This is a genomic window from Afipia sp. Root123D2 (genome assembly GCF_001425835.1).
Classification (GTDB): domain Bacteria; phylum Pseudomonadota; class Alphaproteobacteria; order Rhizobiales; family Xanthobacteraceae; genus Afipia.
Genome location: NZ_LMDP01000003.1, coordinates 772,325 through 795,099, shown reverse-complemented (window position 1 = coordinate 795,099; position 22,775 = coordinate 772,325). Strand labels below are relative to the sequence as shown.

The following is a 22,775-nucleotide window of genomic DNA, read 5'->3' as shown; positions in this document are numbered from 1 at the left end:
CGGCAACGCCGGCCCCGCGCCACGCAGCCTCGGCGTTGAAAATCACGCCCCGACAGCAAGATAAGCCGCTTTTCCGGGGTTCAGGCGGTTTCAACTTCTGTGGAAAACACGTAAGAGTCGGCCGCCTTTCAACGACATGCAGACCTAAATCCACGATGAGCAACGATCGCTACAACGCCCGCGAATCCGAACCGCGCTGGCAGCGCGTATGGGATGAGCAGGCGATTTTCGCCACCCGCAACGACGACCCCCGGCCGAAATACTACGTGCTTGAGATGTTCCCCTATCCGTCGGGGCGCATCCACATGGGTCACGTGCGCAACTACACGATGGGCGACGTGGTGGCGCGCTACATGCGCGCCAAGGGCTACAACGTTCTGCATCCGATGGGATGGGATGCGTTCGGCATGCCGGCGGAAAACGCCGCGATGCAGAACAAGACCCATCCGGCGAAATGGACCTACGCCAACATCGCCACCATGAAGGCGCAGCTCAAATCGATGGGCCTGTCGCTGGACTGGAGCCGCGAGATCGCAACCTGCGATCCGAGCTACTACAAGCATCAGCAGCGGATGTTCCTCGATTTCCTCAAGGCGGGACTGGTCGAGCGCAAGCAATCGAAGGTGAACTGGGACCCTGTCGATCAGACCGTGCTCGCCAACGAGCAGGTGATCGACGGCCGCGGCTGGCGCTCCGGCGCGCTGGTCGAGCAGCGCGAGCTGACCCAGTGGTTTTTCAAGATCAGCAAATACTCCGAGGAATTGCTGGCGGCGCTCGATACGCTCGATCGCTGGCCGGACAAGGTCCGCCTGATGCAGCGCAACTGGATCGGCCGCTCGGAAGGCCTGCTGATCCGCTTCGCGCTCGATGCCGCGACCACACCGGCGCAGGAAACCGAGGTCGAGGTTTTCACCACCCGTCCCGACACGCTGTTCGGCGCGAAGTTCGTCGCGCTGTCGCCGGATCATCCGTTGGCGGCGGAAGCCGCGAAAAAGAATCCGGCGCTGGCAACCTTCATCGAGGAATGCCGCCGTCACGGAACCGCGCTGGCAGAAATCGAGACCGCCGAAAAGCAGGGCTTCGACACCGGCATCAAGGCGGTGCATCCGCTCGATCCGAGCTGGACGTTGCCGGTCTATGTCGCGAACTTCGTGCTGATGGACTACGGCACCGGCGCGATCTTCGGCTGCCCGGCGCACGACCAGCGCGACCTCGACTTCGTCAACAAATACGGCCTCGGCAACACGCCGGTGGTCTGCCCCGAAGGCCAAGACCCGAACAGCTTCGTCATCACCGACACCGCCTATGACGGCGACGGGCGGATGATCAATTCGCGTTTTCTCGACGGCATGACCATCGACCAGGCCAAGGAAGACGTTGCCAAGCGGCTGGAGAGCGCAACATTCGGCAATCGTCCGGTGGCGCAGCGCCAGGTCAACTTCCGCCTGCGCGACTGGGGTATTTCGCGACAGCGCTATTGGGGTTGCCCGATCCCGATCATCCACTGCGAAACCTGCGGCGTGGTGCCGGTGCCGATCAAGGACCTGCCGGTGAAATTGCCGGACGACATCGAGTTCGATCGCCCCGGCAATCCGCTGGATCGTCACACCAAATGGAAGACGGTCGCCTGTCCGCAATGCGGCAACGCTCATGCGCGGCGCGAAACCGACACCATGGACACCTTCGTCGATTCGTCGTGGTACTTCGCGCGCTTCACCGATCCATGGAACGAGACATCGCCGACCACGCGCAACGTCGTCGACAAGATGATGCCGGTCGATCAGTACATCGGCGGTGTCGAGCACGCGATTCTGCATCTTCTGTATTCGCGCTTCTTCACCCGCGCGATGAAGGCGACCGGCCACATCGGCATGGACGAGCCGTTCGCCGGCATGTTCACGCAAGGCATGGTGGTCCACGAAACCTACAGGAAGAACGACGGCACCTTCGCCTCGCCTGCGGAAATCAAAATCGAGAGCGACGGCGACAAGCGGCGTGCCGCGCTGCTCGACTCGAACGAGACGGTCGAGATCGGCCCGATCGAAAAAATGTCGAAGTCGAAGCGCAACACTGTCGATCCCGACGACATCATCGGCAGCTACGGCGCCGACACCGCGCGCTGGTTCATGCTGTCCGATTCACCGCCGGACCGCGACGTGATCTGGAGCGAGGAAGGCGTGCAGGGCGCCGGCCGTTTCGTGCAGCGCATCTGGCGGCTGGTGAACATCGCGGCACCGCACTTGCCGAAAGCCGGCACCGTTGCCGCGCATGGCGACAATGCCGACGCCAAGGCCCTGCGGATGGCGGCGCACCGCACGCTGGCCGATGTCTCGGCCGCAATTGAGCGGCTGCGTTTCAACACCGCGATCGCCAAGCTCTACAGCTTCGTCGGCGCCCTCGCCGAGATCGCCGACAAGCCGGAAAAATTGACAACCGACCCGGTCCTCGCTGCCGCCGCGCGCGAAGCCTTCGACATCCTGGTGCGGCTGATCTCGCCGATGATGCCGCATCTGGCCGAACAGTGCTGGACGGTGCTGGGCGGAGCAGGGCTGGTGTCTGAAGCCCAGTGGCCTGAACCGGAGGCCGCTCTGCTGGTCGATGACACAATTACGCTGCCGGTGCAGGTTAACGGCAAGAAGCGCGGCGATGTCACAGTCGCCCGGGATGCCCCCAATCCGGAAATTGAGGCTGCCGTTTTGACGCTCGATACGGTAAAACTGGCCCTGGACGGGAAGGCTCCCCGCAAGATCATCATTGTTCCGCAGAGGATCGTGAATGTCGTGGTTTAATCTCCGCATCGTGGCGCGACTGGCGGCCGTGATGGCCCTCGCCGCGCTGACGGCCGGCTGCTTTCAGCCGATGTACGCGGAAAAGGCGCCCGATGGCGGCCCGGGGCTGCGCGAGAAGCTGTCCACCGTCGAATTCCCGCCGCTGAACGTGCCGAACGGGTCGCGCGAAGCGCGGCTCGGCGTCGCGATCCGCAACGAGCTGATGTTCAAGGCCTATGGCGGCGCCACCGGCGCCCCGCCGCTCTATTCGCTCACCATGCGCCTGAGGTCGTCGCGAACGTCGGTCATTCTCGACGCGGCAACAGCCCGGCCCGACGTCGAGAACTACGGCATCGATGCAACCTACGAGCTGAAGGATATCACCACCGGCAAGACCGTGATGACTGGCAGCACCACGGCGCGGGTGTCCTACGACATTCCGGGCCAGGAGCAGCGGTTCGCGCGCGATCGCGGATTGCGTGACGCCGAGGACCGGGCGGCGAAGGAAATCGCCGACAACATCTCGACACGGCTGGCGTCGTATCTCTACTCCAAGATCTGACCGGCCGGCACTGTCGTGACAGCCCTGCGCAACAAGGATGTCGCCAGCTTTCTCGCCCGGCCGGACCCTGCCCGGCCGGTGATCCTGCTCTACGGTCCGGACGCCGGGCTGGTGCGTGAGCGCGCCGACGCCCTGATGGCATCCGCGGTCGACGATCCCAACGATCCGTTTTCACTGGTGCGCATGGACGGCGACGAGCTTGCCGCCGAGCCGTCGCTGCTGGTCGAGGAAGCGATGACGGTGCCGCTGTTCGGCGGCCGGCGCGCGATCCGCGTTCGCGCCGGCGGCAAGAATTTTTCGAGCGCGATCGATACGCTGGCGACGATGTCGCCGAAGGATTGCCGCATCGTCATCGAAGCCGGTGAACTGCGCGCCGAAGCGCCGCTGCGCAAAGCCTGCGAACGCTCCAAGGCGGCTGTCGCCATCGCCTGCTATGCCGATACCCAGCGCGACCTCGCGAGCCTGATCGACGACGAATTGCGCGCCGCGAATCTGAAAATCGCATCGGATGCGCGCGCCGCCCTCACCGCTCTGCTCGGCGGCGACCGGCAAGCCTCGCGCAACGAACTTCGCAAGCTCGCTCTGTATGCCCACGGCGCGCGTGAGATCACGCTGGCCGATGTCGCGGCGATCGTCACCGATGCGTCGGGCCTCAGCCTTGACCCGATCGTCGACGGCGCCTTCGCCGGCCGCGTCGCCGATGTCGAGACAACGTTTGCCAAGGCGATGGCGGCAGGCATCCATCCAGGGCAGATCATCATGGCGGCGCAACGTCACGCCGCGCTGCTGCACAAGGCGCGATTGTTCGTCGATGAAGGGCGCAGCGAAAGCGAAGCGGTGAAAAGCGGATTTCCGCGCCTGCATTTCTCGCGCGAAGAGCTTGTTGCGACGGCGTTGCGCAATTCGGGCTCGGACCGGCTGACGAAAATCATCGCGCAACTCGCCGACGCGGCGCTCGAGATGCGCAAGCAATCCAGCCTCGCGGCCGTGATCGCGCAGCGCGCGCTGCTGGCGGTCGCGGTCAACGCTCGGCGGCGGGGCTAGAGATCGGCGTTTAATCTCTCCCCGAGTCGTCCCCGCGCAGGCGGGGACACAGACTTTTCAAGCTCTCGCCCGAGTTGATGCGCGGATCGTTGATCGGCCCACCATGCGAAGTATCCCGCCGAGCCTTGAACGTTACTGGGTCCCCGCCTGCGCGGGGACGACATTGAATATGGCTCGCCCTTCAGGACGAATAGCCCGTTAAGGGGTCCGGAGAAGAAATCTACCGTCCGGCTTCGAGCCGCCGCAGGATGTCGTCGAGCTGATCGAGATCGCTATACTTGATCTGGACCATGCCGCCGGGATTGCGGTGATCGACGCTGACTTTCAATCCCAGAATATCGCTGATGCGTTTTTCCAGCGCGATGGTGTCGGCGTCCTTGGCCGGCTTGTCCGCACCGCCGCGAGTCTTCTGCGGCTTGCGTTGCGGCAGGCCCTCGTCATGCGCCAGTGCTTCGGTCTGGCGCACGCTGAGCCCTTCCTCGACCGCGCGCTTCGCGGCGGCGGCAGGGTCCGGCAGATTGATCAGCGCACGTGCGTGACCGGCTGACAACTTTCCTTCAGCGATATAGGCCTGCACGCTGTCCGGCAGCTTGGTGAGGCGCATCATGTTGGCGACATGGCTGCGGCTCTTGCCGACGATTTTCGCGATGTCGTCCTGGCTGCGTTTGAACTCGGCGGCAAGCGCGTGATAGCCCTGCGCTTCTTCCATCGCATTCAAATCGGAACGCTGGACGTTTTCGATGATCGCGATTTCGAGCGCGTCGCTGTCGTTAACGTCGACAGTGACGATCGGCACTTCATGCAGACCGGCGCGCTGCGATGCGCGCCAGCGCCGCTCGCCGGCGATGATTTCGAAGCGATCCTGCGCGCCCTTGACCGGCCGCACCACGATCGGCTGGATCACGCCATGCTGCTTGATCGACGCCGACAGTTCATCGAGTTCGCTATCGGAAAACATCCGGCGCGGGTTGCGCGGATTGGCCTTGAGGAATTCGATCGGCACCTTGCGCGGCGTGCGGGCCGGGCGCTCGACATGCGCGGCTTCGCCGCCGACATCGCCGATCAGGCTTGCAAGACCGCGACCCAGTCGCGAACGCGCTTCATCGGCCATCGCCGCCTCTCCCCTTGAGCTCAACGCAAGCACTCCCGCAACTCGTCATGTCAATTCACCGAACGATCTCCGCGGAGCATCGTTCGCGCCGGCTTAGTGCGCGCGCAATTCCCGCTCGCGCTGGATCACTTCGGTGGCGAGCTTGAGATAGGCTTCGCTGCCGACGCATTTCAGATCGTAGACCAGCACCGGCTTGCCGTAGGACGGCGCTTCGGAAATCCGCACGTTGCGCGGGATCATGGTGTCGTAGACTTTCTTGCCCATGAACTGGCGCACGTCGGCGACGACCTGGTTCGACAGGTTGTTGCGCGAGTCGAACATCGTCAGCACGATGCCGTGAATCGTCAGGCCCGGATTGAGTGTCGAGCGCACCTGCTCGACGGTCTGCAGCAACTGCGACAATCCTTCGAGCGCGAAGAACTCGCATTGCAGCGGCACCAGGATCGCGTGCGATGCCGCCATCGCGTTGACGGTGATGAGATTGAGCGACGGTGGGCAATCGACCAGCACATAGGTATAGTCGGTGTCTTCGGGCACATCGACATTGAGATCGGCGATGGCGTCGCGCAGGCGGAAAGCGCGATCGCGGGCGTTGCCGAGTTCAAGTTCGAGCCCGGACAGGTCCATCGTTGACGCCGCGATGTGCAGGCGCGGCACGGCGGTCGGCACGATGGCGTCGCGCAGCTTGGCCTCGCCGATCAGCACGTCATAGGTCGAGCAGTTGCGGTCGCGGCGGTCGATGCCGAGGCCGGTCGAAGCGTTGCCCTGCGGATCGAGATCGATCACCAGCACTCGTTCGCCGATCGCGGCCAGCGCGGTGCCAAGGTTGATGGCGGTGGTCGTTTTGCCGACGCCGCCCTTCTGGTTGGCCAGGGCGATGATCCGCGGCTGGCCCGGCTTGCGGTTGTCCACGCCGTTATCTCCTTGAAATATCTTATCAATTCCAAACATGGCGAACCGTCATTCCCTTCGGGCGGAGGCATCGGCACGACGCCCGATGGTCTTGATGTCAACGATCCAGCCGTCCCCGCCCGTGCGGCTGGCGTGTAATTGAGGTTCAGTTTTCCAATATTTAGTGGCTTCCGTCAATTCAGACTCTACATCTTGACCCTTGAGAAACAACGCCATTGCGCCTTTTCCGACAAGGGGTTCTGCGAAGCCCAGCAACATATGTAATGGAGCGACCGCCCGCGCGGTGACGCAATCGACCGCGTGATCCACGCTGTCCACATAATCCCCGATATCCTTCAGGTGCACCGTCCCGGCCCCGCCAGTCACCCGCAACGCCTCGCGCAGGAACGCCGCCTTCTTGGCGTTGCGCTCGACCAGATGAATCGCCGCGCCCGGCACATCGGCCAGCGCGCATGCCAGCACGATGCCGGGGAAACCGCCGCCGCTGCCGAAGTCGACCCAGATTTTGGCGTCCGGCGCCAGATCGAGAAGCTGCAGTGAATCGGCGATGTGCCGGGTCCAAAGATGCGGCAGCGTCGATGGCGCCACCAGATTGGTCTTGGCTTGCCACTCGACCAGCAACGCGACATAGCGCTCCAGCCGCTCCTCTGTTTCACGTGAAACAGGTGTCAGTGCCAGCGCCGCCCGTTTGTCGGAAGCCGAGGCCGCCAATGTCGCTGTCTTCGTCACCATTCGCTCCGGGTGCAGCGATGAGGAATCGCCGCTGCGTCAACACTCTATCAGGCCGAGGCGGCGGATGGCTTGCGCGATTGCCGCCGCAGATAGGCAGCGAGAATTCCGAGCGCCGCCGGCGTCATCGCCTCGATCCGGCTCGCCTGCCCGATGGTCCGCGGCTGCGCGGCCTGAAGTTTGTGCCGGGCTTCGTTGGACAACCCCGGCACCGCCGCATAGTCGATGCCGGTCAGGACCATGCCCTCGTCGCGGCGGAAGGCGCTGACATCGGCAGCCTGACGGGCCAGATAGACATCGTACTTGGCGTCAATCTCCAGATGGGCCGCGATCACCGGATCGATCGGCTGCAGCTCGGGCCAGACGGCTGCCACCTGCGCCCATTCGATGTCCGGATACGCCAGTAACTCGAACGCCGAGCGGCGCTGGCCGTCACGGTTGAGCGGCAGGCCGCGCTTGAGGCCTTCGGTCGGCGTGATCGCGAGATTTTTCGCCAGTGACCTGGCGCCATCGAGCGCCGCCATCTTGCTCCGGTGAAAAGCCGCGCGTTCCGCTCCGACGCAACCCAAAGCGATGCCGCGATCGGTCAGGCGCTGATCGGCGTTGTCCGCCCGCAAGGTCAGGCGATACTCGGCCCGCGAGGTGAACATCCGATACGGCTCGGTGATGCCGCGCGTCACCAGATCGTCGATCATCACCCCGAGATAGCCGTCGGCACGGTCGAAGATCGCGGGCTGTCCGCCACCGGCCATCAGCGCAGCATTGAGACCGGCGACAAGTCCCTGCGCGCCGGCTTCTTCATAGCCGGTGGTGCCGTTGATCTGACCCGCCAGGAAAAGCCCCGGCGCCCGCTTTGTCTGGAGCGTCGGCTCCAGTTCGCGCGGATCGACGTGATCGTATTCGATGGCGTAGCCGGGGCGGACCATCCGCGCCTTTTCAAGCCCCGGAATCGTGGTCAGGATCGCCTGCTGGACCTCTTCAGGCAGCGACGTCGAGATCCCGTTGGGGTAAACGGTCGTATCGTCGAGCCCTTCCGGCTCCAGGAAGATCTGGTGGCCATCGCGGTCGCCGAACCGGACGATCTTGTCCTCGATCGACGGGCAATAGCGTGGGCCGGTGCTGGTGATCTGCCCGGAATACATCGGTGAGCGGTGGACATTGGCCCTGATCACCTCATGGGTCGCCGGTGTGGTGCGGGTGATGCCGCATTCGATCTGCGGGGTCGTAATCCGCTCCGTCAGCACCGAAAACGGCTCGGCCGGATCGTCGCCCGGCTGCATCTCGACCACGGACCAGTCGATGGTGGTACCATCGAGGCGCGGCGGGGTGCCGGTCTTGAGGCGGCCGAGGGTGAAACCGGCCCGCTCGAACGACTTCGACAGCCCGAGCGCAGGCGCTTCGCCGACCCGGCCTGCCGGCCAATTCTTTTCGCCGAGATGGATCAGGCCGCGCAAAAACGTGCCGGTGGTGATGACCACCGCGCCCGCGCCGAATTCCTGCCCATTCCCGAGCCGAATCCCGGAAATCCTGCCGTCTGCCAGCAAAAGATTGTCGGCCTCGCCCTCGATCATGGTCAGGTTGGCTGTCTCGCGGATCGCGGCCTGCATCGCCTGGGCATAAAGCTTGCGGTCGATCTGGGCGCGGGGACCGCGCACCGCCGGACCCTTGCGGCGATTCAGCATCCGAAACTGGATACCGCCGGCGTCCGCCATCCGGCCCATCAGGCCATCGAGCGCGTCGATTTCGCGAACCAGATGGCCCTTGCCGAGCCCGCCGATCGCCGGATTGCACGACATCGCGCCGATGGTCGCGAACTGATGGGTGACGAGGGCGGTTTTCGCGCCCATGCGAGCTGCCGCCGCTGCCGCTTCACAGCCGGCGTGGCCTCCTCCGATCACGATCACATCGAATATTGCGCGCATGGCGAGACTTCTATCCCGAGCCGATGAAAGCGCAAGGAAAACAGTAGGGCGCGCGCTCAAATTTGTTTCACGTGAAACAGCACCGGCAACTTGGGCGCGTCATACGTCCAAACGTGCTTGCCACTGTCATGGCCGGATTTATCCGGCCATCCGACGTTTGGCTGGCTGTAGCGGGAAAGGCGTGGACGGCTGGGGCAAGCTCGGCCAAATAACAGAAGCAATCTTGTTTCACGTGAAACAAATCAAATAATGAATATAACAATGAATTCTTATTCTAAATAATGATGGTTCTCAAATACCGGAATTACTTTCCGATACAGAAATCGCGGAAAATCGCATCCAGGATATCCTCGACGTCGACCCGGCCCGTCAGACGACCCAATGAATGAATCCCAATTCTAAGTTCCTCGGCGACCAGCTCGTCGCCCTGTCCGGCCAGCTTCCCGGCCCGCGCCAGTGAATCGGCGGTTTCCTGCAGCAGCGCCCGATGGCGGGCCCGGCCGATCAGCGCCGATTCCCCTGCCCCGAAATACTCCGCGGCATAATTTCCGAGCGCCGCAACCAGCTCCCCGACCCCGTCGCCGCGCGCCGCCGAAATTCTGAACCGCGCAGGCCCGACCGATCCATTCGCCGTGGCTGCATCGACCTTGTTGGCGACCCGCCACACCGGCGCATGACCGTCGTCACCATCCGGCGACGACGCAGTATCGTCATTCGCGTCCGCGACCCACAGCACCAGGTCGGCATGACGCGCGCGCTCCTGCGCCCGGCGCACGCCCTCCTGCTCCACCGGATCGTCCGTCTCGCGCACGCCTGCACTGTCGAGCAGCGTCATCGGATAACCATCGAGATCGAGATGCACTTCGATCACGTCGCGCGTGGTGCCGGCATGCGGCGACACGATCGCGACGTCGCGGCGCGCGAGACGATTGAGCAATGTCGATTTGCCCGCGTTCGGCGGACCGGCAATGGCGACGATCAGGCCGTCGCGCAGGCGTTCACTTTGTGCCGATGCCGCTAGGGTTTCTTCAATCTCGCATCTCAGCGCGGAAATCCTCGTCAGCGCCGGCGCAAGCAATTCCTGCGGCACGTCGCCTTCGTCCGGAAAATCGATGCCCGCCTCGATCAGCGCCGACGCTGCAATGATGTCGCGCCGCCAGCGCTCGGCCTTGTCGCCGAGCAGACCTTTCATCTGCCGCAGCGCCTGACGGCGCTGCTGCTCGGTGTCGGCGTGAATCAGATCGTCGAGGCCTTCGGCTTCGGTGAGGTCGAGCTTGCCGTTCTCGAAAGCGCGGCGCGTGAACTCGCCCGGCTCCGCCAATCGCAGCGTGGGAATTTTTCCGAGCGCGTCGAGCATCGCCGCGATCACCGCGCGGCCGCCATGGACCTGGAATTCGGCGATGTCCTCGCCGGTGGCGCTGCGCGGCCCGGGAAACCACAGCGCGACGCCCTCGTCGATTGCGGTTCCATCCGGATGCTTCAACGTCGCCACCGTCGCCACCCGGCGTGCCGGTATCATGCCGCACAGGGTCTCGAGCGCCTTGTCGGCCTTGGGCCCTGACACACGAATAATGGCGATGGCCGATGGCGCGCGCCCGGAAGACAGCGCAAAGATGGTTTGCTCTCGTGAATCCATCGCCTATTTGTTCACCAGCGCCGAGACAGGCAATCGAAATCGCGTATCAGTCAGCCTCACCGCCTCCTGGTTATATGCTGCACTGCAATATGCTGCACAAAAGGCTGCAACATGAAGAATGCTGCAACGCACACAAACCGTCTTGCCGATGCCACCAGCCCCTATTTGCTCCAGCATCAGCACAACCCGGTCGACTGGTGGCCGTGGGGGCCAGAGGCGCTCGCTGAGGCCCAACGGGGGAACAAGCCGATCCTACTGTCGATCGGTTACGCCGCCTGCCACTGGTGCCATGTCATGGCCCATGAGAGCTTCGAGGACGACGCCACCGCCGCGGTGATGAACGAGCTGTTCGTCAGCATCAAGGTCGACCGCGAGGAGCGGCCGGACATCGACCAGATCTACATGGGCGCGCTGCATCAGCTTGGCGAGCAGGGCGGCTGGCCGCTGACGATGTTCCTGACCCCCGAGGGCGCGCCGTTCTGGGGCGGCACGTACTTTCCGAAGACCGCGCAATATGGCCGCGCCGGATTCACCGACGTGCTGCGGCAGGTGTCGCGCATATTCCACGAATCGCCCGAGAAGATCGCAACCAATCGCGACGCACTGATCGAACGCCTGTCCGCGCGCGCGCAAACACGCGGCGCAACCCTTGGCCTCGCGGAACTCGACAATGCCGCGATCTCGATCGCCCAGGCGACCGATCCGGTCAATGGCGGCCTGCGCAACGCGCCGAAATTTCCGCAATGCTCGATGCTCGAATTCCTGTGGCGCGCCGGCGCGCGCAGCGGCGACGAGCGCTTTTTCAACACCACGTTTCTTGCTCTCAAGCAGATGAGCCAGGGCGGCATTTACGATCATCTCGGCGGCGGCTACGCGCGCTACTCGGTGGACGATCGCTGGCTGGTGCCGCACTTCGAGAAGATGCTTTACGACAATGCGCAGATCCTCGATCTGCTCGCGCTCGATCGCGCCCGTGCCGATACGCCGCTGTTTCGCGAACGCGCCGCCGAGACTGTCGGCTGGCTAGCGCGCGAGATGACGACGAGGGAGGGCGCCTTCTCGTCATCGCTCGATGCCGACTCCGAAGGCGAGGAGGGCAAGTTCTACGTCTGGTCGCAAAGCGAGATCGAACACGTGCTCGGCACCGACGACGCGACGTTTTTCGCCGCGAAATACGACGTCACCTCCGACGGCAATTTCGAGGGTCATACGATTCTCAATCGTCTCAAGACCACCGACGACACGGCGACCGAAGCCGAACAGCTCGCGGCGAGCCGCGCGCTGTTGATGAGGGCGCGCGACAAGCGCGTGCGCCCCGGTCTCGACGACAAGGTTCTCGCCGACTGGAACGGGCTGATGATTGCGGCGCTGGTGCACGGGGCCTGCGCATTCGACAGGCCGGAGTGGCTGACGCAGGCGCGCACCGCGTTCGATTTCATCGCAACCACGATGACGCGCGGCGACCGGCTCGGCCATTCATGGCGCGGCGGCAAGCTGCTGCTGCCGGGACTCGCGTCGGACTACGCCGCGATGGTCCGCGCCGCGCTCGCTTTATTCGAGGCCACCGGCGAGGGACCATATCTCGACAAGGCGCTGGCCTGGCAACGCTCGCTCGATGCGCATTATTCCGACGCGAAGCACGGCGGCTACTATCTCACCGCCGACGACGCCGAGGGATTGATCGTGCGGCCACACTCAACCGTCGACGATGCCATTCCCAATCACACGGGGCTGATCGCGCAGAATCTGGCGCGGCTTTCGGTCCTCACCGGCGACGACCAGTGGCGGATAAAAACCACCGAGCTGTTCGCGGCGATCCTCCCGAAGGCAACCGAGAACATGTTCGGCCATCTGTCGTTGCTGAATGCGCTCGACCTGCATCTGACCGGTGTCGAGATCGTCGTGGTCGGGCAGGGCGCTGACGCCGACGCGCTTCTGACCGTCGCGCGCAAGCTGCCGCACGCGACGACCATCATCCTTCATGCGCCCAATGAAAATGCGCTGCCGGCCGAGCATCCGGCCCGCGCGAAAATCGCGGCGTCGGCGGGCGCGGCCGCCTTCGTCTGCCGCGGACAAAGCTGCTCACTGCCGGTGACGACGCCGGAGAACCTGATCGAACTGGTGAACGAGGATCTGCAAAGCTGACGGGTTGTCGATTTTTCTTCGACGACTTGTCTTGCTGCGCGCCTGACGGGACTCGGCTGTCACTCGCCGCGCGTCGCGCCGATCAGGTCGGAGAGCGAGACGCGCTGGCGGCCGTCGTCCGTGAAGTTCTCGGGCGACAGCCACTTCTCATAAGCGTGCTTCAGCATCGGCCAGTCGCTGCCGACAATCGCGAACCATGCGGTGTCGCGGCTGTGACCCTTCACCACCATGTGCTGGCGGAAAATCCCTTCGAACAGGAAACCGAGCCGCTGCGCGGTGCGGCGCGACGGCGCGTTAAAGCTGTCGCATTTCCATTCGTAGCGCCGATAGCCGAGATCGTCGAACACGTGGCGCATCATCAGGAACATCGCCTCGGTGGTGGCGGGCGTTCGCTTCAGAATGTCCGAGTAATGAATGCTGCCGACCTCGATGACGCCATGGCCGGGTTCGATCCGCATATAGGACGCCATGCCGGCGGCGCGGCCGCTCTTGAAGTCGATCAGCGCATAGGGCACTTCGGTGGTTCGCGACGCGACATCCGTCAGCCAGTTCCGGCAATCGTCATCGCTCGCGAACGGTCCAGCGAACAGATAGCGCCACGAATCCGGATCGGTCTTGCTGAACGCCGCGACCAGATCGTCGCCATGCTTCGCCACATCGAGCGGCTCGAGCCGGCAAAAGCGGCCTTCAAGAATCTTGCGCGGCGGCTGCGAACGCGGCGACCACCCCGGCAGAGCCAGCCCCAGCGGAAGTCCGGATGAAGACCGCGAATCTGACGCCATCATTCCACTCCTGCAATTTCAACCCGGCTTCGGCCACATACGAAAATGCCCGGCACAAGGCCGGGCATGATGCAGCAGAATCGTGAGCGGCGGCAACCCCGCTCAGGTGTTCATCGAATCGAAGAACTCCGAGTTGTTCTTGGTGTTGCGCAGCTTGTCGAGCAGGAAGTCGATCGCATCCATGGTGCCCATCGGGTTGAGGATGCGGCGCAGCACGTACATCTTCTTGAGCAGCTGCGGATCGGTGATGAGTTCTTCCTTGCGCGTGCCCGAGCGCGAAATATCGATCGCCGGGAAGGTGCGCTTGTCCGAGACCTTGCGGTCGAGAATGAGTTCGGAGTTGCCGGTGCCCTTGAACTCTTCGAAAATCACTTCGTCCATGCGGCTGCCGGTATCGACCAGCGCAGTCGCGATGATCGTCAGCGATCCGCCTTCCTCGATGTTGCGCGCGGCGCCGAAGAAGCGCTTGGGCCGCTGCAACGCATTGGCGTCGACACCGCCGGTCAGCACCTTGCCGGATGACGGCACCACGGTGTTGTAGGCGCGGCCGAGGCGGGTGATCGAGTCGAGCAGGATGACCACGTCGCGGCCGTGTTCAACCAGGCGCTTGGCCTTCTCGATCACCATTTCCGCGACCTGGACGTGACGCACCGCCGGTTCGTCGAAGGTCGACGAGACGACCTCGCCCTTCACCGAACGCTGCATGTCGGTGACTTCTTCCGGCCGCTCATCAATCAACAGAACGATCAGATAGCATTCCGGATGGTTCGCCGTGATCGAGTGCGCGATGTTCTGCATCAGCACAGTTTTACCCGTGCGCGGCGGCGCGACGATCAACGCGCGCTGGCCCTTGCCGATCGGCGCCACGATATCGATGACGCGTGCCGACAGATCCTTGCGGGTCGGGTCTTCCAGTTCCAGCCGGAAACGCTGGTCCGGGAACAACGGGGTCAGGTTGTCGAAATTGACCTTGTGCTTGGACTTTTCCGGGTCCTCGAAATTCAGCGTGTTGACCTTGAGCAGCGCGAAATAGCGTTCGCCTTCCTTCGGCGAGCGGATATGGCCTTCGATGGTGTCGCCGGTGCGCAGGCCGAAGCGGCGGATCTGCGATGGTGAAACGTAAATATCGTCAGGGCCGGGCAGGTAGTTGGCGTCCGACGAGCGCAGAAAGCCGAAGCCGTCCGAGAGAACCTCGACGACGCCCTCGCCGATGATGTCGGTTTCCTGAATCGCCAGCAGTTTGAGAATGGCGAACATCAGCTCCTGCTTGCGCATGGTGCTGGCATTTTCGACCCCAAGCTCCTCGGCGAACGAGACGAGCTCGGCCGGCGTTTTGGCTTTGAGGTCCTGTAGTTTCATTTCCCGCATGGGATGGTCCTGTAGAAAAGCAAGGAGGGGAGAGGGTGCAAGAGCGGTTCGGCCTGCTGAAAATGCGGACGCAGTAGTTCAACCGTGGGTCCGCAGGTCTTGAGCAGAGAAGGTGCCGGGCGGCTTCGAACCTGATGCGACGGCGGGTCTAACGAGACCAGACCACTGCCACATCCGCCTGCGTTCGGGGAGATGCATTGAATATAGAAAATCGCCGCAACCGGCGCAAGGAAATCGTCAGCGGTTTCAGCACCATCCGGCGCCTAGAACGGCTTGACGATCACCAGGATAACGATCGCGATCATTAAAACAGTCGGTACCTCATTGATAATCCGATAGAATTTCTGGCTTCGGGTGTTCCGGTCGAGGGCGAAATCACGCACCCGGCTGGTGAAAAAGCCGTGAACGGCGGACATCAGGAGGACCAGCACGAACTTGGCGTGAAACCAGCCCGATTTGTACCATCCGGCTTCCCAGACCATCCACAAACCGGCGAGCCAGGTCACGATCATCGCCGGGTTGATGATCGCCTTGAGTAGCCTGCGCTCCATCACCTTGAAGGTTTCGGATTGCTTCGAACCGGGCTCGGCCTCGCAATGATAGACGAACAGCCGCGGCAGATAGAGCATTCCCGCCATCCACGAAATGACGGCGATCACATGCAGCGCCTTGATCCATTCATACATCGCGGTCTCGATTGAGGTTCACAACTGCAGTCCAAAAGATTTTCGGTTCGGAGATTATTGCTTTCGTGCGAGCGAAAAATCTTCGCGACACCGGAACGACTCGACACCACGATCATTTCATATCCGCAGCACGATGGGCATATCCGGGATCAATTCTTTTCTTAATAAATCATTTCTAGATTCTAGGTTTGAGTCTAAGTAACCGTGAATAGTGCCCGCGCAAGTTTCTCCCGCCTCTGTCAGTCGCTCATCCACAGCGGCACGATTTATCCTCGATCACGGCGGTTCTCTGCAGGTCGGGAAAAGGGCGAACGATTCAATGGCTTGCCGCGTTGTTGCGCCGGTTTATCCCAAGACAAATCCACATACCCCCGTTACACTGATCGCGAGCACGCAACGCCATCCCGCAGTCAGGGCTGTGAACAATCGGGCGGGTTATACAGATGCGCCGTCGCAGCGCTGAAATAGGCCGTTTCTACCCACAGCGATTCACAGCAATACACAGCAGCCGAACCGGGCGAAAACTGGATTGATCGCATATGGTGACGACCACCGGCAGCTATTTCCATCTTCACATGATCTCCGATTCGACCGGTGAAACCATCATCACGGTGGCGCGCGCGGTCGCCGCGCAATACGCCAATGTGACACCGGTGGAGCATGTTTATCCGCTGGTGCGCAGCCAGAAACAGCTCGACCGCGTGCTCGCCGAAATCGAGGAAGCGCCGGGCATCGTGCTGTTCACACTGCTGGAGAAGGATCTGGTCGAGCGGCTGCAGGCGAAGTGTCAGGAGATCAATATTCCGTCGCTGTCGATCATCGATCCGGTGATGCAGTTGTTTCAGGCCTATCTTGGAACGCAGACCTCGCGCCGCGTCGGCGCCCAGCACACGCTGAACGCGGAATACTTCAAGCGGATCGACGCGCTTAATTATTCGATGATGCATGACGACGGCCAGCATGTCGAAGGACTCGAAGAGGCCGACGTGGTTCTGGTCGGCGTGTCGCGCACCTCGAAAACACCGACCTCGATCTATCTCGCCAATCGCGGCGTGCGTACCGCAAACGTGCCGCTGGTGCTGGGCATTCCGATTCCGCATCAGCTCGAGACGCTGAAGAAGCCGCTGGTGGTCAGTCTTCATGCCACGCCGGAACGGCTGATCCAGGTTCGTCAGAACCGGCTGCTGGGGATCGGTGCGCGAACCGGAGACGATGCCTATATCGATCGCCAGGCGGTGGCGGAGGAGGTCGCGTTTTCGCGGCGGCTCAGTCTGAAATATGATTGGGCGCTGCTCGACGTCACCCGCCGCTCCATCGAGGAAACCGCGGCGGCCATCATGAAACTCTATGCCGACCGGCAACGTCAGAGACCGTAACCGATGACTGTGTGGCGTGGTTCAAGACCTCTCATCCTGGCATCGCAAAGCGCTGCGCGGCAGGCGCTTCTGCGCAACGCCGGCCTTGCGTTCGAGGCGATCCCGGCAAATATTGACGAGCGCGCCATTCAGGAAAATTCCGGCCTCACCGATCCCGGCGCAATTGCCGCGCTGCTGGCCGGTGAAAAAGCCAAACATATCTCGAAGGCTCATCCGGATCGCTTTGTGATTGGCGCCGACCAGACATTGGCGCTCGGCATGCGGCTGTTCTCCAAGCCGGCCGATCGCACCGCGGCCGCCGATCAGTTGCGTCTGATGTCCGGCCACACCCACACACTCAGTTCCGCTGTCACGGTTGCGAAAGGCGGGCGAGTCTTGTTCTCGGACGTCGCGGCGGCGCACATGGTGATGCGCAAGCTCGACGATCACGCCATCGCCGCTTATCTCGACCTCACCGGTGACCGCGTGACCGCCAGCGTCGGCGCCTATCAGCTCGAAAGCGCGGGCGTGCATCTGTTCGAGCGCATAGACGGCGATTATTTTACGATCCTGGGTCTGCCGCTGCTGCCTTTGCTGACGTTCCTGCGCAGCCACGACCTCCTGACGGTGTGAAAGACAATCAGCGCATGTTTCTGCTCGGACTGACCGGCTCGATGGGAATGGGAAAATCCACCACCGCGAAACTGTTCGCGGAGGCCGGTGTTCCGGTCTACGACGCCGATGCGACAGTGCATAAGGTTTACGAAAGCGAGGCGGTTCCGGCCATCGAGGCTGCGTTTCCCGGCACGACATCGCCGGCCGGCGTCGACCGCAGGAAACTGTCGGCCGCCGTGGTCAATAACCCCGAAGCGATGAAGCGGCTGGAGACCATCGTGCATCCGATGTTGCGCAGTCATCAGCAGATGTTTCTTGCCGACGCCGAAGCCAGCGGTGCTTCGGTCGCGGTGCTCGACGTGCCTCTGCTGTTCGAGACCGGCGGCGACAAGCGGGTCGACGCGGTGGTGGTGGTGACGACGTCGCCCGAGATCCAGCGCGAGCGGATTCTGGCGCGCGACGACATGACGCCGGACAAGCTCGATGCCATCCTCGCGCGGCAGATGCCGGACGCCGACAAGCGCGCGCGGGCCGACTTTCTGGTGGATACGTCCCACGGGCTGGAGCCGGTGCGCGACAGGATCGGGGACATTCTCGCGCAGGTCGCTAAAATGCCCAGACGGCGGGTTGATTCGTAATCGCCTGCGTTGAAGGACAGCGATACAAGCAATGCGTGAGATCGTTCTCGATACCGAAACCACCGGCCTCGATCCGCTGCGCGGCGATCGTCTGGTCGAAATCGGCTGCGTCGAGATGATCAATCATATGCCGACCGGGCAGACCTATCACGTCTATCTCAATCCGGAACGCGACATGCCGCAGGAAGCGTTCGCGGTTCACGGCCTGTCGAGCGAGTTCCTGGCCGACAAGCCGCTGTTCGCGACGGTGGCGGAAGAATTCCTGAGCTTCATCGGCGATGCGCCGCTGATCATCCACAATGCCTCGTTCGACATCGGCTTCATCAACCACGAACTCGGCAAGGTGTCGCGGGGCGCGATCCCGCGCGATCGTCTCGTCGACACGCTGATGCTGGCGCGGCGCAAGCATCCCGGCGTGTCGAACCGTCTCGACGATCTGTGCTCGCGCTACGCCATCGACAATTCGAAGCGTACCAAGCACGGCGCGCTGCTCGACGCCGAACTGCTGGCCGAAGTCTATATCGACCTGATCGGCGCGCGTCAGTCGCAACTGATCCTGGCGTCGGAAACCATTCAGGCCGCCGGCTCAGGCATGATCGAGACCGCGCGCAGGCAGCGCGAAACGCCGCTCGCCCCCCGCGTCAGCGACGAGGACCGCGCAGCGCATCGCGCGTTCGTCGCCACCCTGGGCGACAAGCCGCTCTGGAACGAATTTCTCGAGAATTAAAGCACGCTTGTCCGACACGGAGACGGGACGCGTCATTGCCGTTCAGGCATCTACATTCGCAATTGTCATCACCGGGCTTGTCCCGGTGATCCCGATCAGTGATGCACCATGCTCACCTAAGCGAGATGGCCGGAATAAATCCGGCCATGACAATTCCGTGCAAACCTGAACGATTTGAGAAAGAAAGTCGGCGTCAGCTCGGTTTGATCTGTTCCGCCTGGCGCGCCATGTTCTGGCGATACAACCCGACGAAATCCACCGGATCGAGCATCAGCGGCGGGAAGCCGCCATTGCGAGTCGACGTCGAAATGATTTCGCGCGCGAACGGGAACAGCAGTCGCGGACACTCGATCATCACCAGCGGGTGCAGGTTTTCCTGCGCGACGTTCTGGATCCGGAACACACCGGCGTAAACCAGCTCGAACCCGAACAGCAGGGTTCCGTCGTTTTCGGCCTTGCCCTCGATCGAAAGCGCGACTTCATAATCGTGCTCGCCGACGCCGGTGGCGCTGACATTGATCTGGATGTTGATCTGCGGCTGCTTTTCCTGCGGGGCCAGCGAGCCGGGCGAGTTCGGATTTTCGAACGACAGATCCTTGATGTACTGCGCGAGAACGTTGAGTTGCGGAGGAGCGGTGCCCTCGGCCGGTGCGCCGTTGCCATTGGTCATGTCGGTCTCTCCTGCGGATATATTCGGGCCATCGAGGGCATTCTCGGGGCGAGTGGCTATCATAGCCCTGCCGTATTCGACAAGGACGATGGACGGCGAAACGCCGCCAAAAGGTTGGCCATGGAGCCTGGATAGGCTAGAATCGGCGTAAACCGGCACGATAAGCCGATCTTAACTCTGTCAGATTGCTCGAACGGCTCAGGATGAAGGTGTAACGCGGCAAATGGCGTTGTTGGCGCTGGCGGGTTTCATGCCTACATCAGATGCCAATCATGCAGGATGTCATCCGTTGCCGGGGTAGGCAGCCGTCCCGAGCGGTTGTCGCTGCGGCGACCGGACCGATCAGAAAGCGAAGACGACGTGGATATTTACACCATCATTTTTCTGGCTCTGGCCGTGTTTATTTTTCTGCGGCTTCGCAATGTGCTCGGCCAGCGCACCGGCAGCGAGCGGCCGCCGCTTGATCGTGTGACCCGCGATCTCGCCCGCGGCGGGCCGGATAATGTCGTGCCGATGCCGGGCAAGACCATCGATCAGGTGCCGCTGGCGCCCACCGCGGACGCCACACCCGCGCCCGATCGCTGGAAGGGAGTTGCCGAGCCGGATTCCGCGCTGGCGACGGGCCTCGATGAAGTCGCGGCCAACGATCCTTCGTTCGACGCACAGCACTTCATTACCGGCGCCAAGAGCGCGTATGAAATGATCGTGCTGGCCTTCGCCAATGGCGATCGCCGGTCGCTCAAGGACCTGCTGTCCTCCGACGTCTATGAAGGCTTCGACGCGGCGATCCGCGGCCGCGAACAGCGCGGCGAAAAGGTCACGACGCGCTTTGCCTCGATCGACAAGGCCGAGATCGTCGCCGCAGGCGTGCGCGATCGCGCGGCGCAGGTCACCGTGCGTTTCGTGTCGCAGATGATCTCGGCGACGCGGGACAAGACCGATACGGTCATCGACGGCAACCCGGACAAGCTCACCGATGTCACCGATGTCTGGACGTTCTCGCGTGATGTGTCCTCCCGCGATCCGAACTGGAAGCTGGTTGGAACGGAAAGCGGACACTGACGCTCGCGGAGCGGGGTGGCGCGGCGGCGCATCCTCCCTTGCGGCCGCGGCGTTGTCGCTTGCGATCCTTGGCGCGATCCTTGGTCTTGCCGTTGGCCCGGCCGACGCCCGCGCCAATCGCAGACACCACGCATCTCACCACCACCACCACCATCATCATCATCACCGTCATGGCCCCGTTGTCTGGCCGCTCGAGATTCCGGGCAGCCAGTACACGCCGCTGACCTGGAGCGATGTCGCGGGCTGGACGGCTGACGATCCGCTTGCGGCCTTCAAGACATTCCGTGTGAGCTGCGTGCCGATCCTGGCGGCGAAGCCGGGTCGGACGAACGGCAAGGCGATCGGCGATTCGCTGCGGGGGCCGTGCCGTGCCGCGAAGTCTGCTCATGTCGCCGACAGCGCTGCGGCGCGCGCGTTCTTCGAGCGCGAATTCGTGCCGCTGCGGATTTCGCGGATCGGCGAGGATGCCGGTTTCGTCACCGGATATTTCGAGCCCATCGTCGATGGCTCGCGCACCAGGACCGATGTCTACACCGTTCCGGTCTATCGCCGCCCGTCCAATCTTTTCGTCAAGGGCTTTTCGCAGACCTCGAATGGTTTGCCGAACAAGGGTCAGGTGTTCCGCAAGATCGGCCGCCGCAAGCTCGTGCCGTATTACGATCGCGGTGAGATCGAGGATGGCGCGATCGCCGGGCGCGGGCTGGAGGTGGTCTGGCTCAAGAGCGAAACCGATCTGCTGTTTATCCAGATCCAGGGCTCGGCGCGCGTTCGCCTCGAGGATGGAACGATGGTGCGTCTCAACTACGACGCCCATAACGGCTTTCCCTATACGCCGGTGGGCCGCGTCCTGATCGAGCGCAACATCATTCCGCGCGAGGAAATGTCGATGCAGCGCATCCGCGCTTACATGGATGAGAATCCCGACGCGGCGAAAGAACTGCGCCGCCAGAACCGGTCCTATGTGTTCTTCCGCGAAGTGAAGTTGTCGGAGAAGGATGAGGCGGTCGGCGCGCAAGGCGTGCAACTCACCGCTGGCCGTTCGATCGCCGTCGACAAGGCGCTGCATGTTTACGGCACGCCGTTCTTCATCGCGGGCCAACTGCCGATTGAATCGGAAGCGTCGAAAACGCCGTTCCAGCGTTTGATGATCGCGCAGGACACCGGCTCGGCCATCGTCGGCCCGGCCCGCGCCGATCTTTATTTCGGCGCCGGCCGCGAGGCCGGGAAGATCGCTGGACGCCTGAAGAATCCGGCGCAGTTCGTCATGCTGCTGCCGCGCGCGCTCGATCCGGTGCCGCGCGGAAAGACCATGCCGCTGCCGCAGGAGCGGCCGAAAGCCACGCCCGCGAAGGCAACCGCTGATACAACGGTCAAAACCGAATCGTCGGCCGAGCGCAAACAGCGCCGCCGTCATCACCGCCGCCATCGCCGCTGACCATGAAACGCCCGCCTCGTCTTGATCCGGAACCTGCGACACGCCGCAAGCGCGCCTTGAGTGGCGAGGAGCTGGCGTTGTGGGAGACGGTCGCCAGACAGATCAAGCCGCTGCGCAAACGCGCGCGTGTGGTGAAGGCGCAACCGGATGCCAAACCGGATCAGGATGCCGCGCCGCCGGCTGTCGCCGCCAAGGCCAAACCCGTGCGGCCGACACAGGCAGCGGCGAAGGTCGCAGCGCCGCCTCCGGCCCCTGCGCCACCGCCGCTGGTGGCGCTCGGCCGGCGCGAGCGCTCGCATCTTGCACGCGGCCGCAAGGATATCGAGGCGCGGCTCGATCTTCACGGCATGACGCAAACCCGCGCCCATCGCGCGCTGTTGAATTTTCTCGAACGCGCCAGCGCCGATGGGCTGACCTTCGTGCTGGTGATCACCGGCAAGGGCCGCGTGTCGGAGACCAATCCGGAGCGCGGCGTGTTGCGGCGTCAGGTGCCCCACTGGCTCGGGCTGGCGGAATTCCGCAGTCTGGTGATCGGCTTCGAGCAAGCCCACATCGGCCACGGCGGCGAGGGCGCGCTGTATGTCCGGGTCAGGCGCGCAAGATGATGC

At 63.0% G+C, this 22,775-nt stretch carries 21 protein-coding genes; 12 read left to right on the top strand and 9 right to left on the bottom strand.

The window, feature by feature from the left end; all coding sequences use genetic code 11:
- Positions 1-155 precede the first annotated feature (155 nt).
- Genes leuS through holA form a run of 3 tightly spaced genes read left to right on the top strand, consistent with a single transcriptional unit; the run spans position 156 to position 4,374 of the window.
- Positions 156-2,789 (top strand): leucine--tRNA ligase, encoded by a 2,634-nt coding sequence (gene leuS / locus ASC80_RS18945; protein WP_056300484.1) that lies wholly within the window; start codon positions 156-158, stop codon positions 2,787-2,789.
- Positions 2,776-3,330 (top strand): LPS assembly lipoprotein LptE, encoded by a 555-nt coding sequence (gene lptE / locus ASC80_RS18940; RefSeq protein WP_056300482.1) that lies wholly within the window; start codon positions 2,776-2,778, stop codon positions 3,328-3,330. Before leuS ends, lptE begins: the two co-directional genes overlap by 14 nt.
- Positions 3,331-3,345: 15 nt before the next feature.
- A complete protein-coding gene (holA, locus tag ASC80_RS18935; RefSeq protein ID WP_056300480.1) occupies positions 3,346-4,374 on the top strand; it encodes a DNA polymerase III subunit delta in 1,029 nt (342 codons plus the stop codon).
- Positions 4,375-4,594: 220 nt separating this feature from the next.
- Here holA and ASC80_RS18930 read toward each other — a convergent pair whose 3' ends face one another.
- The 5 genes from ASC80_RS18930 to mnmE form a co-directional block, all read right to left on the bottom strand.
- On the bottom strand, positions 4,595-5,485 hold the full coding sequence (locus ASC80_RS18930) for a ParB/RepB/Spo0J family partition protein (RefSeq protein WP_056300477.1): 891 nt from the start codon (positions 5,483-5,485) through the stop codon (positions 4,595-4,597).
- Positions 5,486-5,578: 93 nt separating this feature from the next.
- Positions 5,579-6,436, bottom strand: coding sequence for a ParA family protein (locus ASC80_RS18925; protein WP_056300474.1), 858 nt, complete (start codon positions 6,434-6,436; stop codon positions 5,579-5,581).
- Between the two features lie 9 nt (positions 6,437-6,445).
- Positions 6,446-7,129, bottom strand: a complete 684-nt coding sequence (gene rsmG, locus ASC80_RS18920; RefSeq protein ID WP_502690985.1) for a 16S rRNA (guanine(527)-N(7))-methyltransferase RsmG — start codon at positions 7,127-7,129, stop codon at positions 6,446-6,448.
- A 47-nt stretch (positions 7,130-7,176) separates the two neighbouring features.
- On the bottom strand, positions 7,177-9,048 hold the full coding sequence (gene mnmG, locus ASC80_RS18915; RefSeq protein WP_056300472.1) for a tRNA uridine-5-carboxymethylaminomethyl(34) synthesis enzyme MnmG: 1,872 nt from the start codon (positions 9,046-9,048) through the stop codon (positions 7,177-7,179).
- 304 nt (positions 9,049-9,352) lie between these two features.
- A complete protein-coding gene (gene mnmE, locus ASC80_RS18910; protein ID WP_056300469.1) occupies positions 9,353-10,684 on the bottom strand; it encodes a tRNA uridine-5-carboxymethylaminomethyl(34) synthesis GTPase MnmE in 1,332 nt (443 codons plus the stop codon).
- On the opposite strand from mnmE, the gene ASC80_RS24045 reads away from it, so the two are divergent.
- Positions 10,620-10,799, top strand: a complete 180-nt coding sequence (locus ASC80_RS24045) for a hypothetical protein (RefSeq protein ID WP_162244610.1) — start codon at positions 10,620-10,622, stop codon at positions 10,797-10,799. The genes mnmE and ASC80_RS24045 overlap by 65 nt on opposite strands.
- Positions 10,796-12,829 (top strand): thioredoxin domain-containing protein, encoded by a 2,034-nt coding sequence (locus ASC80_RS18905; protein WP_056300466.1) that lies wholly within the window; start codon positions 10,796-10,798, stop codon positions 12,827-12,829. Before ASC80_RS24045 ends, ASC80_RS18905 begins: the two co-directional genes overlap by 4 nt.
- 59 nt (positions 12,830-12,888) lie before the next feature.
- Here ASC80_RS18905 and ASC80_RS18900 read toward each other — a convergent pair whose 3' ends face one another.
- The 3 genes from ASC80_RS18900 to hemJ form a co-directional block, all read right to left on the bottom strand.
- Positions 12,889-13,611: a GNAT family N-acetyltransferase gene (locus ASC80_RS18900; protein ID WP_156464448.1), complete on the bottom strand. Its 723-nt coding sequence runs from the start codon at positions 13,609-13,611 to the stop codon at positions 12,889-12,891.
- A gap of 102 nt (positions 13,612-13,713) precedes the next feature.
- The gene (gene rho / locus ASC80_RS18895) at positions 13,714-14,979 is read right to left on the bottom strand and encodes a transcription termination factor Rho (protein ID WP_056300460.1); all 1,266 of its coding nucleotides are present in this window, start codon (positions 14,977-14,979) and stop codon (positions 13,714-13,716) included.
- A 263-nt stretch (positions 14,980-15,242) separates the two neighbouring features.
- Positions 15,243-15,665 (bottom strand): protoporphyrinogen oxidase HemJ, encoded by a 423-nt coding sequence (gene hemJ, locus ASC80_RS18890; RefSeq protein WP_056300457.1) that lies wholly within the window; start codon positions 15,663-15,665, stop codon positions 15,243-15,245.
- Between the two features lie 539 nt (positions 15,666-16,204).
- Between hemJ and ASC80_RS18885 the strand changes: the two genes are divergently transcribed.
- The 4 genes from ASC80_RS18885 to dnaQ are packed head-to-tail and all read left to right on the top strand — an operon-like array spanning position 16,205 to position 19,000.
- On the top strand, positions 16,205-17,041 hold the full coding sequence (locus tag ASC80_RS18885; protein ID WP_082512663.1) for a pyruvate, water dikinase regulatory protein: 837 nt from the start codon (positions 16,205-16,207) through the stop codon (positions 17,039-17,041).
- Between the two features lie 3 nt (positions 17,042-17,044).
- Entirely contained in the window at positions 17,045-17,653 is a 609-nt protein-coding gene (locus ASC80_RS18880; protein WP_056300455.1) for a Maf family nucleotide pyrophosphatase, read from the top strand.
- Between the two features lie 14 nt (positions 17,654-17,667).
- Positions 17,668-18,273, top strand: coding sequence for a dephospho-CoA kinase (coaE, locus tag ASC80_RS18875; protein WP_056301042.1), 606 nt, complete (start codon positions 17,668-17,670; stop codon positions 18,271-18,273).
- Between the two features lie 31 nt (positions 18,274-18,304).
- Positions 18,305-19,000: a DNA polymerase III subunit epsilon gene (dnaQ, locus tag ASC80_RS18870; protein WP_056300451.1), complete on the top strand. Its 696-nt coding sequence runs from the start codon at positions 18,305-18,307 to the stop codon at positions 18,998-19,000.
- A 193-nt stretch (positions 19,001-19,193) separates the two neighbouring features.
- On the opposite strand, the gene secB is transcribed toward dnaQ, so the two are convergent.
- Complete coding sequence (gene secB / locus ASC80_RS18865; protein WP_056300449.1) at positions 19,194-19,670, bottom strand: protein-export chaperone SecB; 477 nt, start codon at positions 19,668-19,670, stop codon at positions 19,194-19,196.
- A 360-nt stretch (positions 19,671-20,030) separates the two neighbouring features.
- Between secB and ASC80_RS18860 the strand changes: the two genes are divergently transcribed.
- From ASC80_RS18860 to ASC80_RS18850, 3 genes are read left to right on the top strand one after another with little or no spacing between them, the layout of a single operon-like run.
- On the top strand, positions 20,031-20,732 hold the full coding sequence (locus tag ASC80_RS18860) for a Tim44/TimA family putative adaptor protein (protein ID WP_056300446.1): 702 nt from the start codon (positions 20,031-20,033) through the stop codon (positions 20,730-20,732).
- The gene (gene mltA / locus ASC80_RS18855; protein ID WP_502690984.1) at positions 20,710-22,167 is read left to right on the top strand and encodes a murein transglycosylase A; all 1,458 of its coding nucleotides are present in this window, start codon (positions 20,710-20,712) and stop codon (positions 22,165-22,167) included. Before ASC80_RS18860 ends, mltA begins: the two co-directional genes overlap by 23 nt.
- A 2-nt stretch (positions 22,168-22,169) precedes the next feature.
- The gene (locus ASC80_RS18850) at positions 22,170-22,772 is read left to right on the top strand and encodes a Smr/MutS family protein (RefSeq protein WP_056300443.1); all 603 of its coding nucleotides are present in this window, start codon (positions 22,170-22,172) and stop codon (positions 22,770-22,772) included.
- Positions 22,773-22,775: the final 3 nt, after the last annotated feature.

Excerpts from the sequence above, each read along its gene's own strand:
- secB (WP_056300449.1), bottom strand. The coding sequence starts at position 19,670 with ATGACCAATGGCAACGGCGCACCGGCCGAGGGCACCGCTCCTCCGCAA.
- mnmG (WP_056300472.1), bottom strand. The coding sequence starts at position 9,048 with ATGCGCGCAATATTCGATGTGATCGTGATCGGAGGAGGCCACGCCGGC.
- ASC80_RS18850 (WP_056300443.1), top strand. The coding sequence starts at position 22,170 with ATGAAACGCCCGCCTCGTCTTGATCCGGAACCTGCGACACGCCGCAAG.
- ASC80_RS24045 (WP_162244610.1), top strand. The coding sequence starts at position 10,620 with ATGGCGATGGCCGATGGCGCGCGCCCGGAAGACAGCGCAAAGATGGTT.
- ASC80_RS18885 (WP_082512663.1), top strand. The coding sequence starts at position 16,205 with ATGGTGACGACCACCGGCAGCTATTTCCATCTTCACATGATCTCCGAT.
- coaE (WP_056301042.1), top strand. The coding sequence starts at position 17,668 with ATGTTTCTGCTCGGACTGACCGGCTCGATGGGAATGGGAAAATCCACC.
- ASC80_RS18905 (WP_056300466.1), top strand. The coding sequence starts at position 10,796 with ATGAAGAATGCTGCAACGCACACAAACCGTCTTGCCGATGCCACCAGC.
- hemJ (WP_056300457.1), bottom strand. The coding sequence starts at position 15,665 with ATGTATGAATGGATCAAGGCGCTGCATGTGATCGCCGTCATTTCGTGG.
- ASC80_RS18900 (WP_156464448.1), bottom strand. The coding sequence starts at position 13,611 with ATGGCGTCAGATTCGCGGTCTTCATCCGGACTTCCGCTGGGGCTGGCT.
- ASC80_RS18880 (WP_056300455.1), top strand. The coding sequence starts at position 17,045 with ATGACTGTGTGGCGTGGTTCAAGACCTCTCATCCTGGCATCGCAAAGC.
- ASC80_RS18930 (WP_056300477.1), bottom strand. The coding sequence starts at position 5,485 with ATGGCCGATGAAGCGCGTTCGCGACTGGGTCGCGGTCTTGCAAGCCTG.
- rsmG (WP_502690985.1), bottom strand. The coding sequence starts at position 7,129 with ATGGTGACGAAGACAGCGACATTGGCGGCCTCGGCTTCCGACAAACGG.
- dnaQ (WP_056300451.1), top strand. The coding sequence starts at position 18,305 with ATGCGTGAGATCGTTCTCGATACCGAAACCACCGGCCTCGATCCGCTG.
- rho (WP_056300460.1), bottom strand. The coding sequence starts at position 14,979 with ATGCGGGAAATGAAACTACAGGACCTCAAAGCCAAAACGCCGGCCGAG.
- leuS (WP_056300484.1), top strand. The coding sequence starts at position 156 with ATGAGCAACGATCGCTACAACGCCCGCGAATCCGAACCGCGCTGGCAG.
- ASC80_RS18925 (WP_056300474.1), bottom strand. The coding sequence starts at position 6,436 with ATGTTTGGAATTGATAAGATATTTCAAGGAGATAACGGCGTGGACAAC.
- lptE (WP_056300482.1), top strand. The coding sequence starts at position 2,776 with ATGTCGTGGTTTAATCTCCGCATCGTGGCGCGACTGGCGGCCGTGATG.
- mnmE (WP_056300469.1), bottom strand. The coding sequence starts at position 10,684 with ATGGATTCACGAGAGCAAACCATCTTTGCGCTGTCTTCCGGGCGCGCG.